The 12337-nt window shown below is 61.1% G+C and carries 12 protein-coding genes; 4 read left to right on the top strand and 8 right to left on the bottom strand.

Translation table 11 applies throughout. From position 1 onward, the window contains the following. Positions 1–3: 3 nt before the first annotated feature. The 5 genes from TU84_RS15610 to TU84_RS15590 form a co-directional block, all read right to left on the bottom strand. Complete coding sequence (locus TU84_RS15610; RefSeq protein WP_048370473.1) at positions 4–1269, bottom strand: histidine-type phosphatase; 1266 nt, start codon at positions 1267–1269, stop codon at positions 4–6. Positions 1270–1276: 7 nt separating this feature from the next. Continuing rightward, positions 1277–3397: a TonB-dependent siderophore receptor gene (locus tag TU84_RS15605; RefSeq protein WP_048370801.1), complete on the bottom strand. Its 2121-nt coding sequence runs from the start codon at positions 3395–3397 to the stop codon at positions 1277–1279. A 114-nt stretch (positions 3398–3511) separates the two neighbouring features. Continuing rightward, a complete protein-coding gene (locus tag TU84_RS15600) occupies positions 3512–3937 on the bottom strand; it encodes an ExbD/TolR family protein (RefSeq protein ID WP_048370472.1) in 426 nt (141 codons plus the stop codon). Further along, positions 3937–4665 (bottom strand): MotA/TolQ/ExbB proton channel family protein, encoded by a 729-nt coding sequence (locus tag TU84_RS15595; RefSeq protein ID WP_048370469.1) that lies wholly within the window; start codon positions 4663–4665, stop codon positions 3937–3939. Before TU84_RS15595 ends, TU84_RS15600 begins: the two co-directional genes overlap by 1 nt. Positions 4666–4736: 71 nt before the next feature. Further along, entirely contained in the window at positions 4737–5456 is a 720-nt protein-coding gene (locus TU84_RS15590; protein WP_048370800.1) for an energy transducer TonB, read from the bottom strand. A 326-nt stretch (positions 5457–5782) separates the two neighbouring features. On the opposite strand from TU84_RS15590, the gene TU84_RS15585 reads away from it, so the two are divergent. Further along, entirely contained in the window at positions 5783–7159 is a 1377-nt protein-coding gene (locus tag TU84_RS15585; protein ID WP_048370467.1) for a pyridoxal-phosphate dependent enzyme, read from the top strand. Next, positions 7156–8331 carry a cystathionine gamma-synthase gene (locus TU84_RS15580; RefSeq protein ID WP_048370466.1) on the top strand — a complete coding sequence of 392 codons (1176 nt, stop codon included), beginning with the start codon at positions 7156–7158 and terminating at the stop codon, positions 8329–8331. The genes TU84_RS15585 and TU84_RS15580 overlap by 4 nt, the downstream gene beginning before the upstream one ends. A 75-nt stretch (positions 8332–8406) precedes the next feature. Here the strand turns inward: TU84_RS15580 and TU84_RS15575 are convergent, their stop codons facing one another. After that, complete coding sequence (locus TU84_RS15575; RefSeq protein ID WP_048370465.1) at positions 8407–8826, bottom strand: organic hydroperoxide resistance protein; 420 nt, start codon at positions 8824–8826, stop codon at positions 8407–8409. A 274-nt stretch (positions 8827–9100) separates the two neighbouring features. Then, entirely contained in the window at positions 9101–9574 is a 474-nt protein-coding gene (locus tag TU84_RS15570; protein ID WP_048370463.1) for a MarR family winged helix-turn-helix transcriptional regulator, read from the bottom strand. A 206-nt stretch (positions 9575–9780) separates the two neighbouring features. On the opposite strand from TU84_RS15570, the gene TU84_RS15565 reads away from it, so the two are divergent. Further along, positions 9781–10299 (top strand): cupin domain-containing protein, encoded by a 519-nt coding sequence (locus tag TU84_RS15565; RefSeq protein WP_048370461.1) that lies wholly within the window; start codon positions 9781–9783, stop codon positions 10297–10299. Positions 10300–10418: 119 nt separating this feature from the next. On the opposite strand, the gene TU84_RS15560 is transcribed toward TU84_RS15565, so the two are convergent. Next, the gene (locus tag TU84_RS15560) at positions 10419–10922 is read right to left on the bottom strand and encodes a winged helix-turn-helix transcriptional regulator (RefSeq protein ID WP_048370459.1); all 504 of its coding nucleotides are present in this window, start codon (positions 10920–10922) and stop codon (positions 10419–10421) included. 105 nt (positions 10923–11027) lie between these two features. Between TU84_RS15560 and fabF the strand changes: the two genes are divergently transcribed. Further along, positions 11028–12296 (top strand): beta-ketoacyl-ACP synthase II, encoded by a 1269-nt coding sequence (fabF, locus tag TU84_RS15555; RefSeq protein ID WP_048370457.1) that lies wholly within the window; start codon positions 11028–11030, stop codon positions 12294–12296. Positions 12297–12337: the final 41 nt, after the last annotated feature.

The raw sequence follows: 12337 nt of genomic DNA, 5'->3' as shown, positions 1-12337 counted from the left end.
GACTTACTGGCCCAGGTAATGCTGCACTTCGGTCGCCGAAGGGTCGATGCGTTTTTCCATTTCGGCGACAAACCCCTTCAATGGCATCAAGGCTTTGCCCGCATAACCAGGGTATTGCACCTGATAGGGCGGTGCGTCGGACAAGCTGCGCAATTGGTCCATGCTCTGCGCCACATAGGCCACGCTGACAAACTGCGCGCCGGTGTGGTCGTCGATCCAGCGTTCAAACAGAAGGGTGCCGCCCGGTGCGGCATCGTTCTCGGGGTACTCAGCGATTTTCCAGTCAAAGCCCAGCAGTGTGCGCAGCTGCGCGATGTTGGTGTCGTGGCCCACGAAGGCCAGCCATTGGGTGCCCGGCGGGCTGCCGGCTGCGGTCGGTTGCAGGGCCAACAGGATTTGCCCGAGCAACTGCGAAGCACCGCGCCGGGCGATGTACGGGATGTGGTTGCTGAGGGCGTATTTAGCCGAACGCAATGCCATCAGACGCGATACCTCTTCAGCGCTGCGGCCTTGACCAAACGCGACCTGATCCAGCGGCAAACCTTCGGCATATTGCATGCGAAAGGTTTCGCTCATGCCCGCGCCCACGCCCAATGGGCTGCTGAGTTTGACCACGCCGTTTTTCTCTTTCAGCGCCCAGGGTTGCTCGCTCAGGGCGCAGTTTTTTTGCTCGCAGGTGGTTGGCACGCCGACCACTTGCTGCATGGCCAGCACCGGTGCAGCATAGCGTTCGCGGGCAGCGTCGAGGCTGCCGCCCATGGCGTGCAATATTGCCGCTTTAGTCTGCGCCGGGTCCAAGGGGGCCAGGCCATTTTCGGTCGCGTGGAACAAGCGGTCCTGGCTTTTCTGCGCATGGTTTACCGGGACGTTGCAGCCCGGGAACATCCCTTGTACCAACGCCGCACTGGTGGCTTGCGTGCGCGCGACCGGGCTCGACCATACGTAGGCCGCTTGCGCCGGCGGGCATTGGCCGGCCTTGAACAAACCGAGTGAATCGAGCAGGCCGCGTTGCCATTGGCCGAGCAGCACGATGGCTGCGCGGCCATGGTCGGTCAACTGGCCGTCGGCCACGTCAAACGCTGGCCATGGCTTGGCCGACCAGCTTTGCAGCGCCGCGGTGTCGGTTGCCGGTCGGATGCCGTGGCGCATCACCAGCACCACTTTGTCCAGGCGCAGCCCGCCGGTGTCCAGGGGTGCGGCCACAGAGGGCAACGAAAGGCAAATGCCCAGCGCCAGAACCGTGTACTTCAAGAACGTTGTTTTTATCATTGCGGGCCTAGAAGTCATAACGCGTGTTGAAGGTTAACGTACGGGGCGAACCCGGCTGCAGGTAGTTTTCCTGATAGAAGGTCCAGTACTTTTTGTTGGCCAGGTTGCTGACGTTGGCGCCAAAGGTCAGTGCATGCCCACCGCTCAAATGCAGACGATAACCGCCACCGGCATCGAACAGGCTGTAGGCCGGCAGGGTGTGCACGTTGCCTGAGTCCACCGCCATTTCGCCGATACGCTGGGCGCCGGTGTGCAGGAACATGCCGGGCACTTGCGGGACACGGTACGTGACTTGTGTTGCAGCTTGATAATGCGCTGCACCGGCGGCGCGGTTGCCATCAACGCCATCGCCCGCATCGTGGTAGGCCGAGTCCAGTGACATGACGCTGCCGTCCACGGTCAGGTTGGGGGTGGCGTCGACGCTGGCGTTCAACTCCAGACCTTGATAGCGGATGGTGCCGCTCTGCACGAAGACGTTGGCATCGTTGGTGTACTCGGCGCCCCGGTCGATGCGAAACGCCGCCGCCGTCGCGCTCCAGTTACGCTGCTGGGCTTTCACGCCCACTTCATATTGCTTGCTGCGCAGCGGGCCCAGGGTCTGTTCGGAGTTGACCGCCGTGGTGGGCGCGGTGCCGCCGTTTTCCAGGGATTCGACGTAACTGGCATACACGGTCACGTCTTTGTTGGGTTTGTACATCAACGCCACGGTTGGCGTGGCCGGTCGAGCCTTGTACTGGACAGCAGGGGCGGTCGAGGAGGCGTGAGTCTCCTCGCGGAAGTCTTCGTTGCGAAGGCCCGCCAGCAGCGACCAGTGTTCACCCAGGCCGATGGTATCGCTGGCAAATACGGCGCTTTCCTTGATGTTGTCATCGCCATAGGTGCCGCCGCTGTAGTCAATGTTGTACACCGAGAAAATCGTCGGGTCGTACAGGTTGCCCTTGCCCACGGTGCCTTTGGGGCTGACCACGGATTTTTCGGAGTTCAGTTGCGAGTAACTGCTGCCCAGTACCAGGTCATGGCTGAACCAGCCGGTGGTGAACTTGCCTTCCAGGGTGCCCATGGCGTCGTTGTAGTCGTAGCCGTGGTACTCGGCCGACGCTTTGTCGGAGTAGCCGCCCGCATCGCTGGAAATGATGTACTGGTCTTTCAAATAACGGCGTGTCGAATCGCTGTACCGATAGGCCAGCTTGCCGGTCCAGTCTGGCGAGAACTTGTAGGTCGCACTGAGCGTCGACAGGCTGTAATCCACATCGGTAAAGGAGCCATTGCTGTACAGGCGTTTGCTGCCATCAATGGGTTTGGGCAAGGCATTTTTAGCGTTGACGATGATGTCGGTGCCGCCGCTGGTATCACGCGTCTGGTACAGGGTGTCGAAGTCCAGGCTCAGGTCATCGCTGAGTTGCGCGTTGAGGGCCACGCCGACGGCTGTGCGGTTGACCTTGGCGTCACCCGAAACGGCATCGCCTTCTTCGTGCACCAGGTTGACCCGGTAGCCAAAACGCGGGTCATCCAGGCGGCCGCCGACGTCCAGGTGTTCCTTGTACAGGTTGTTGGACGCGTAACCGGCGTCGACGCTGAAGGTGGTCTTGTCGGTTGGCCGTTTGGTCACGTAGTTGACGATCCCGCCCGGGCTGCCGAAGCCGTACATGAAGCCCGACAGGCCTTTGAGCACATCGATGCGGTCAAACATCTCAAGGGGCATTTCCACGCCACGGTTGATGTTGGCCATGCCATCCACCTTGTAGCCGTTCAGGTCATCCAGCGGCAGGCCGCGCACCGCGAGGGTGGCCGGGTGGGTGCCGTAGCTGGAACTGATGGAGGTGACCGATGCGTCATACTTGACCGCCTCAGACAAAATGCCCGCCTGGCGGTCCTGGATTTCGCTGCTGCCGACGCTCTTGAACGAGAACGGTGTATCGATCACCGCACGGCTGCCCAGGGCACCGCTGTTGGTCTGCTGATGCAGCGCCGGTTTGCGCTTGGCGGCTTTGACCGTGACTTGCGGCAAAGTGGCCAAGGCACTGTCGTCGATGGCTGCTGCGGCATCGGCGGCAAAAGACGGCGTGGCCATGGCAAGCGCTGCGAAACCGAGACCTGCACGCACATACAACGGGGATTTGCGAAACATGACTGCACCTTCGAAAACGGCCATTCACGGCCTGGTTGATTTCTGTGGCGCGCACTTCGCCGTGGTCGGCTATAAAGGCCGACCAAACGGGTGGGGCGAAGGGCGACGCCGTGGTTAAGGGGTAACGGCCTGGGTCACGAAACCGATCTTGTCCAGACCCCCGGACTGCGCCGCCGCCATCACCTGCACGACCTTTTCATAGGGCGTGTTGCGCTCGGCGCGCAGGTGCAATTCCGGTACCGGCTGGCGCGCGGCGGCTTCGGCGATCAGCGCGGGCAAGTCGCTGTCGCTGATGTCGTGGTCCTCCCAATGCAGGTGGCCATCGTTGTCCAGCGCCAGGTCTACCGAGGGCGGTGGTTTGTTGTCTTGCTGCGCGGCGGCCTTGGGCAGGTCGATCTTCACCGAGTGCTGAATGGCCGGGACGGTGATGATGAAAATCACCAACAGCACCAGCATCACGTCCACCAGCGGCGTGGTATTGATCTCGGGGTTAAAGCCGTCTTCTTCCAGGTCGTCCCCGCCCGACAGTCCACCGGCCATCAGACGTACTCCGCTTGGGCATTGAAGGTGCTGTGGGCAGGCAGCCCGTTGCGTGGGGTTGCGCGGGCGCCGATCACCAGCAGGTCGTGCAGCTCGAAGGCAAACTTGCTCAGCTCTGCCAGGGTCTGCTTGTTGCTGCGCACCAGCAGGTTGTAGCCCAGGGTGGCGGGGATGGCCACGGCCAGGCCCAGGGCCGTCATGATCAGGGTTTCGCCCACGGGCCCGGCGACTTTGTCGATGCTGGCGTCACCGGACAAACCGATCTTCATCAAGGCGTGGTAAATGCCCCACACGGTGCCAAGCAAACCGACAAAGGGCGCGCTGGAACCCACGGTGGCCAGAATCGCCATACCGCCTTGCAACTTGCCGCCGATGGTCGCGGTGGACTGGCGCAAGGCGCGGGTCAGCCATTCGCTAAACGGCGGCGGGTTCATGTCGCCATCCAGCGCATCACGGTGCTGGCGCGCGGCGCTGATACCGGCGTGGGTCACTTCAGCCCAGGCGCTGCCCTGGCCCAATTGCTGTACGCCATCCTTGAGCGTCGGCGCGCCCCAGAACGCCGCCAAAAGTTTGCCCGAGCGCAGCCGAAACAGCGCCAGACGCAACAGTTTGTCGAGCATCACATACCAGGACGCCACTGACATCACCAACAACATCAAGGCCACGCCTCGGGTGACCACGTCGGCCTGTTGCCACAAAACATTCAAACCCAGTGTTCCGGTTTCCATGTGTTTTTCCTTTCTTTGGGGTGAGCGCTGCCCTGACCGGCAGGCCCGTCAATAAAAAATAGGGGTGAGTGCTAGCTGTCGAGCTGAAAGCGCAGCGGCACGATCACGTACACCGACACCGCATGCCCATCCTCCAGGTAAGGCTTGAACAGCGCGCCGCGCACTGCCGTCTTGCCCGCTTCATCGAGGCTGCCGAAACCCGAGGAACGCACGATGTCCACGGCGCCGGGCTTGCCGTGAATATCCACCAGCACGCGCAAAATCACGGTGCCTTCGTTGCCCTCTTCACGGGCACTGTCGGGGTATTCGGGTTCGGGCTCATGCACGTACTCCACGCCTCGGGTGATCGTCTTGGGCTGAGGCGGCGGAGCGGGCGTGGGCGCAACCACCGGAGCGGCCGCCGCAGGTGGGGCGGGTGCGGGATCTGACTTGACCACAGGCGTTACCGGGCGCTGCACGGCATGCGGCTTGGCCAACGGCTTGGGCCGGGCGACCGGGTGAACAGCCTCTGGCGCGGGGGCGGGCTGGGCCACGGGAGGAGGGGGCTCGGAGGGCGGTGTTGGTGCTGCAGGGGCGGCGGGTGCCGGCGCGGGTTGATGAATGACCGAGGCATAAATAGTGCGCGTGACGGCTGGCGTCACCGTGACCGGCGAAGCCCGGTTCACCAGGCTCAGCACCAACAGATGCAGCGCCACCACCAGCACCACCGCGCCGCCACGGCGCAGCAATCGCGAAGTACTGCCTGCAGGCAATGGCTCAAGGTGCGGCAAGGGTGTCAGCGTTGCATCCACAATAAATTCCTCCCCGGGCCTAACTGCCGGGCACAGCATGCGCACTCCTTGCGAACGTTGAGTCCAAGGCCCGATACAGGCCGTTCGTAACGTGTGACGTAGGAATATAGGAATGGAAAATGACGGGGCCGTGACATGAAAAATTGTTCATGAGGCGGATGCCACGCCGTCATAAGGCTTGGCCTTAAACGCTCTGGAGTAATCGCCCTTCAAGTTGCGGCCAACCCCATCCCGGCCTATGGTCCTAGGAGGTTTCCGGTGATTGGCGCGACCTGAATCGTTGCCAGTCGCTGTCCATCCAGTGCCAAAACACGGGAAGTGACGTCATGCCAAGCAACCCTCAACCTGCCGTTCTGGAATTGATCGGCAATACGCCGCTGGTGCGTGTCAGCCGGTTCGATACCGGGCCTTGTACGCTGTTCCTCAAGCTTGAATCGCAAAACCCCGGAGGCTCGATCAAGGACCGGGTCGGCCTGGCCATGATTGATGCCGCCGAGCGCGACGGGCGTTTGCGCCCCGGCGGCACCATTGTTGAAGCAACGGCCGGTAACACTGGCCTGGGGCTGGCGCTGGTCGGTCGGGCCAAAGGCTACCGGGTGGTGCTGGTAGTACCGGACAAGATGTCCACCGAGAAGGTGTTGCACCTCAAGGCCATGGGCGCTGAGGTGCATATCACCCGGTCTGACGTCGGCAAGGGCCACCCGGAGTATTACCAGGACGTGGCCGCGCGCTTGGCCGCCGACATCCCCGATGCTTTTTTCGCCGATCAATTCAATAATCCGGCCAACCCGCTGGCCCACGAATGCAGCACCGCCCCGGAAATCTGGTCGCAAACCCAGCACGATCTGGATGCCATTGTGGTGGGTGTCGGGTCTGCCGGTACGTTGACCGGCTTGACCCGTTTTTTTAAGCGCGTGCAACCGGATCTGGAAATGGTTCTGGCCGACCCGGTGGGTTCGGTGATGGCCGAATACAGCCGCAGCGGCGTGATCGGCAAAGCCGGTTCCTGGGCGGTGGAGGGCATTGGCGAGGACTTCATCCCGTCGATCAGCGACCTGTCCAGCGTGCGTCATGCCTACTCGATCAGCGATGAAGAAAGCTTTGATCACGCCCGCCAATTGCTGCGGGCTGAAGGCATTTTGGGAGGTTCTTCCACCGGCACCTTGCTGGCCGCCGCGTTGCGTTATTGCCGCGAGCAAACCGAGCCCAAGCGCGTGGTTAGCTTTGTGTGTGACACCGGGACGCGTTATTTGTCCAAGGTCTACAACGACCAGTGGATGAAGGACCAGGGCCTGCTGCAGTTCAAACATTACGGCGATTTGCGTGACCTGATTGCCCGACGTTTTGAGGATGGCCGGGTGATCAGCGCCAGCCCGGACGACACCTTGCTCACCGCTTTCCAGCGCATGCGCCTGGCCGATGTGTCGCAACTGCCGGTATTGGTGGACGGCAAGCGGCTGGTCGGGGTGATCGATGAGTCCGATATTTTGCTGGGCCTGCATGCCGATGCGTCGCACTTTAGCCGCACGGTCGCGAGCGCCATGACGGACACGTTGCACACCTTGGCGCCGCAGGCCAGTCTGGCTGAGCTACAGGCCGAACTCGACCGCGGGCTGGTGGCGATTATTGCTGACGCTTCGGGCTTTCATGGCCTGATCACCCGCGTCGACCTGCTCAATCACCTACGGAGATCCCTTGCATGAGTCAGCACGATGAAAACGGCGCGCACCGCGCTTTTGCCACCCGCGTCATCCACGCAGGGCAGGTGCCGGACCCTTCCACCGGGGCCTTGATGCCGCCGATTTATGCCAACTCCACCTATTTGCAAGAAAGCCCCGGCGTGCACAAAGGCCTGGACTACGGGCGTTCGCACAACCCGACGCGGTTTGCCCTGGAGCGCTGTGTTGCGGACCTTGAAGGCGGCACAGATGCCTTCGCTTTTGCTTCCGGGCTTGCGGCCATTTCGACGGTGCTGGAGTTATTGGACGCCGGTTCGCATATCGTCTCGGGCAACGATTTGTACGGCGGTACGTTCCGCCTGTTCGACAAAGTCCGCCAGCGCAGCGCCGGGCACAGCTTCAGCTTCGTCGACCTGACAGACCTCAGCGCTTTTGAAGCGTCGTTGCAGGACAACACGCGGATGGTCTGGGTCGAAACCCCGAGCAACCCGCTGCTCAGCCTGACTGACCTGGCGGCCGTGGCGAGCATCTGCCGGGCGCGCGGCATCATTTGCGTGGCCGATAACACCTTCGCCAGTCCTTGGGTGCAGCGCCCGCTGGAGTTGGGTTTTGATGTGGTGGTGCATTCGACCACCAAGTACCTGAACGGCCACTCGGATGTGATCGGCGGCATCGCCATCGTCAAGCACCTGGAACTGGCCGAGCGCTTGCGCTTCCTGCAAAACGCGGTCGGCGCGATTGCCGGGCCGTTTGATGCCTTCCTCACCCTGCGCGGCGTGAAAACTCTGGCCCTGCGCATGGAGCGTCACTGCAGCAACGCGCTGGAGCTGGCGCAATGGCTGGAGCGCCAGCCGCACGTGTCGCGTGTGCACTACCCGGGGCTGGCATCGCACCCGCAGCATGACTTGGCGCGTCGGCAGATGCGTGGGTTTGGCGGGATGATTTCCATCGACTTGAACACCGACCTGGCGGGCGCCCGGCGCTTCCTTGAAAGCGTGCAGATTTTTGCCCTGGCCGAAAGCCTGGGCGGGGTTGAAAGCCTGATCGAACACCCGGCCATCATGACCCACGCCACCATCCCCGCCCAAACCCGTGCGCAGTTGGGTATCGGCGATGGTCTGGTGCGGCTGTCGGTGGGTGTTGAGGATGTCGACGATTTGCGCGCTGACCTGGCACAGGCGCTGGCGCGGATTTAAATCTTGCCTAACCCTCTGTAGGAGCGAGCTTGCCTCGCGATCTTTTAAACGATCGCGAGGCATTTTTTTCAGACTTTAAACGCTGACGTGCAGACGCACGTCGACGTTACCGCGTGTGGCGTTGGAGTAAGGGCACACCTGGTGCGCAGCGTCTACCAGCGCTTGAGCGTCGGCTTGCTCAAGGCCCGGCAGGCTGATGTGCAGGTCGATGTCCAGACCGAAACCGCCCGGGATCTGGCCAATACCCACGTGGGCCGTGATCGAGGCGTCGGCCGGAATACTGCGCTTGGTCTGGCTGGCGACAAATTTCAAGGCACCGATAAAGCAGGCCGAGTAACCGGCGGCAAACAGTTGCTCAGGGTTCGTGGCTTCACCGCCCGCACCGCCCAGTTCTTTTGGCGTGGCCAGCTTGACGTCGAGGACCTTGTCACTCGAAACAGCGCGACCATCACGGCCACCGGTAGCGGTTGCAACAGCGGTATAGAGAACGTTCATGGCGGTCTTTCCTTACTGATAAGTGTCTGATGAGATTTATCTTTAGCGCTAATTGTTTGCGCGCTAAGAAGATAGCTAAAAATTAGCGCTCAAATAGTTTGTGCGCAAGCTATTTTTTCAAAGCGCACCTAAAACAGATCTATCTCGTTGATCTAAAAGACTATTTATTTTCAGGAAACAAACTGACTGTAGGAGCGAGCTTGCCTCGCGATCTCTTGATCTTTAAAAATCAAAAGATCGCGAGGCAAGCTCGCTCCTACAGACGGAATAATATTCAGAGGCTGGCGTGCAGGTTGCGGCGCAGCAGCAGCAGGTTTTTCTGGATGTCTTGCAACTGCTCCAGGCTCAGCCCGCTGGCGGCCAGGATGCACTGGGGGATGGCCTTGGCTTTTTCTTGCAGCGCTTTGCCCTGCTCGGTCAAGCGCAGGTGAACCACTCGCTGGTCTTCATGGCTGCGAACCCGGCTGAGCATGCCTTCGGCTTCCAGGCGCTTGAGCAACGGCGTCAACGACCCCGGATCTGTCAGCAGACGCGCACTGACTTCCCCTACGGTCAGACCGTCTTCTTCCCATAACACCAGCATCGCCAGGTATTGCGGGTAGGTCAGGTTCAAGGCCTGAAGCAGGGGCTTGTACACCTTGGTCATCATCAGCGAGGTGGAGTGCAGTGAAAAACACAGCTGGTTTTGCAGCAGCAGGTAATCACAACTGCCAGCGTCTGCCGGGGCGGAGTGGTCGTCGACAGTCATCACAGGAACCTTGGCGTTAAAAGAGCCAACAATTTAGCGTCAATACCTTTAGCGCACAATGTAGTTTCCACGCCAGCTGCATCAGCCTTGTGCGATCTATGAATTATTAGTTAGTTGTCGCGAAGGCCAACGGCGTCGAACATGTTCTGCAAGCAACGCCTATCAGGCCATTTCAGGGCAATTTCAGGACAAGGGAAACCGGTTTCATGCATCAGAAAAAACGTTCGTCGCGGCACACGGTCATTCACGGTCTGTGCAACCTCAGCTTGCGGACGGCGGGTGCTGTCGCAATCACCCTCGCGACACTGAGCGGGGCTCAAGCGGCCACGTCCGCCACTGATACCATCAAGGCCTACAAGCTGTGCACCGGCGCGGACGACGCCTCGCATGTTCTGCAAGGGACCATCAACCAGAACATGCGCAACGACGTGACGGCCATTCACTTCAAGCAAAGCCCGGCGCATGCCTCGTTTGACTGGCATAACGACCCGGAGCCGCAGTACGTCATGACCTTGTCCGGCACGCTGGCCTTTGAGACGCGCACCGGTGAGACGTTTACTTTGCACCCGGGCGAAGTGCTGCTGGCAGCCGACAACACCGGCTCCGGGCACCGCTGGAAAATGGTCGATGATCAACCGTGGCGTCGTGGCTACGTGGTTCTGAAACCGGGTGCCGCCGATTCATTCGTGCCTAACGACCCGGCGGCTGCGAAAGTCTGCCAGTAAGCCCCGTTCCTGTAGTCGCTGCCGAGGCCGCAATGCGCTGATCAGGGGTGCCGCATCACACCGATCAACGTCTTGTCATTGGGGCGGCGACTACCTTTTATTGCACTTGAGGCATCACCTCAGGCGTCTTGCGGCTGTCTGCCCGCTACAAAGGCCAGGCGCTCCTGCATGCCTGGACTCGCTGCCGGCCCGGCCTTGACGGTGCACTGTTCAATGGGCACCGCACGGCCTTCAACCGCGTCCATCAGCACCACCTGGAGTGGATGGCGGGTCTGTTGATCAATGATCTGCACACTTTCGCCCTCGGGCGTGTAATGCCGATTGCCCCAGGCAATAAACGCCATGATCACGATTTTGAAATCTTCTCCCACCGCCGTCGGTACGTATTCATACCGGGGCGGGCGCTCGCTGTAGCGTCTGCGCTCCAGTAATCCTTCTTCGACCAGAGTGTTGAGCCTGCGCGTCAGCATGTTCGGGGCAATCCCCAGGCTTTGCGAAAATTCGTCAAAGCGCCTTAACCCTTGCAGCGCATCGCGCATGATCAAGATGCTCCACCATTCTCCTACCCGTTCCAGTCCACGGGCGACAGGGCATTCGGCGTTTGTAAGCGATGTGCGTTGCATTGCGGTTCCTGAGAGACGAGAAAAGTTTTGCTCACTGATGTTACTTTCATAATGATAGTTTCGTCACTGTACCGCTACCAAGCAAAATTTATGGAGTGAGCCATCGTGAGTAGACGCATTGTTGTGACGGGCATGGGCGCGGTGACCCCGCTGGGCTGTGGGGTCGAACAGACCTGGAGCCGTTTGCTGGCAGGGCAGTCCGGGATCCGTCGACTGCCTGAAGCGCTGGTCGGTAATTTGGCCGTCAGCATTGGCGGTCAGGTGCTGGACCGTGATCAGGACCCGCAAGCCGGGTTTGACCCCGACGCGCTGATCCCCGCCAAAGAACAGCGCAAGATGGACCGCTTCATTCTGTTTGCGCTTGCCGCCGCTAAAGAAGCGCTGGAGCAAGCGGGCTGGGCGCCGCAAACCGAACTGCAGCAAGAGCGTACAGCCACGATTATCGCGTCCGGTGTGGGCGGGTTTCCGGCTATTGCCGAGGCGGTGCGCACCGCTGACAGTAAGGGCCCGCGCCGCTTGTCACCGTTCACCATCCCGTCGTTTCTGTGCAACTTGGCGGCCGGGCATGTGTCGATTCTGCATCACCTCAAAGGCCCGCTGGGCGCCCCGGTCACGGCGTGTGCTGCCGGTGTGCAGGCGATTGGCGATGCGGCGCGGATGATTCGTGCTGGTGAAGTGGACGTGGCCGTGTGTGGCGGCGCCGAAGCCTGTATCCATCGCGTGAGCCTGGGTGGTTTTGCGGCGGCGCGGGCATTGTACCACGGTTTCAACGACACCCCTGAGCGCGCCTCACGCCCGTTCGATAAAGCGCGCGACGGTTTTGTGATGGGCGAGGGCGCCGGTTTGCTGGTGATCGAAGAGCTGGAGCACGCCCTGGCCCGAGGCGCCAAGCCGATTGCGGAACTGGTGGGGTATGGCACCAGTGCCGATGCTTACCACATGACCGCCGGGCCGGAAGATGGCTCAGGTGCACGGCGGGCGATGGAGCAGGCGATTAAGCAGGCGGGTATAACCCCGGCGCAGATCCAGCATTTGAACGCCCATGCCACCTCGACCCCAGTGGGTGACAAAGGCGAGTTGGCCGCCATCAACAGCCTGTTTGGCGACAACCCCGACGTTGCCATCAGCGCCACCAAATCAGCGACCGGGCACTTGTTGGGCGCGGCAGGTGGCATTGAGGCGATCTTCACCTTGCTGGCCTTGCGCGACCAGATCGCCCCGGCAACCCTGAACCTTGAGACGCCAGACCCTGCGGCTGCCGGGCTCAATCTGGTTCGCGGGCAGGCGCAAAAGCTGGCGATTGAATACGCGATTTCAAATGGTTTCGGCTTTGGCGGGGTCAATGCGAGCGTGCTGTTCAAGCGTTGGCAGTGAGTGTTGATGTAACTGACGGATGTCAGGGCCTCCCCCATGGG

The sequence above is a fragment of the Pseudomonas helleri genome, assembly GCF_001043025.1.
Classification (GTDB): Bacteria; Pseudomonadota; Gammaproteobacteria; order Pseudomonadales; family Pseudomonadaceae; genus Aquipseudomonas; species Aquipseudomonas helleri.
The sequence above is the reverse complement of the archived record's forward strand: the minus strand, read 5'-3'. Positions and strand labels throughout refer to the sequence as shown.

Excerpts from the sequence above, each read along its gene's own strand:
- TU84_RS15610 (WP_048370473.1), bottom strand. The coding sequence starts at position 1,269 with ATGATAAAAACAACGTTCTTGAAGTACACGGTTCTGGCGCTGGGCATT.
- TU84_RS15605 (WP_048370801.1), bottom strand. The coding sequence starts at position 3,397 with ATGTTTCGCAAATCCCCGTTGTATGTGCGTGCAGGTCTCGGTTTCGCA.
- TU84_RS15600 (WP_048370472.1), bottom strand. The coding sequence starts at position 3,937 with ATGGCCGGTGGACTGTCGGGCGGGGACGACCTGGAAGAAGACGGCTTT.
- TU84_RS15595 (WP_048370469.1), bottom strand. The coding sequence starts at position 4,665 with ATGGAAACCGGAACACTGGGTTTGAATGTTTTGTGGCAACAGGCCGAC.
- TU84_RS15585 (WP_048370467.1), top strand. The coding sequence starts at position 5,783 with ATGCCAAGCAACCCTCAACCTGCCGTTCTGGAATTGATCGGCAATACG.
- TU84_RS15580 (WP_048370466.1), top strand. The coding sequence starts at position 7,156 with ATGAGTCAGCACGATGAAAACGGCGCGCACCGCGCTTTTGCCACCCGC.
- TU84_RS15575 (WP_048370465.1), bottom strand. The coding sequence starts at position 8,826 with ATGAACGTTCTCTATACCGCTGTTGCAACCGCTACCGGTGGCCGTGAT.
- TU84_RS15570 (WP_048370463.1), bottom strand. The coding sequence starts at position 9,574 with ATGACTGTCGACGACCACTCCGCCCCGGCAGACGCTGGCAGTTGTGAT.
- TU84_RS15565 (WP_048370461.1), top strand. The coding sequence starts at position 9,781 with ATGCATCAGAAAAAACGTTCGTCGCGGCACACGGTCATTCACGGTCTG.
- TU84_RS15560 (WP_048370459.1), bottom strand. The coding sequence starts at position 10,922 with ATGCAACGCACATCGCTTACAAACGCCGAATGCCCTGTCGCCCGTGGA.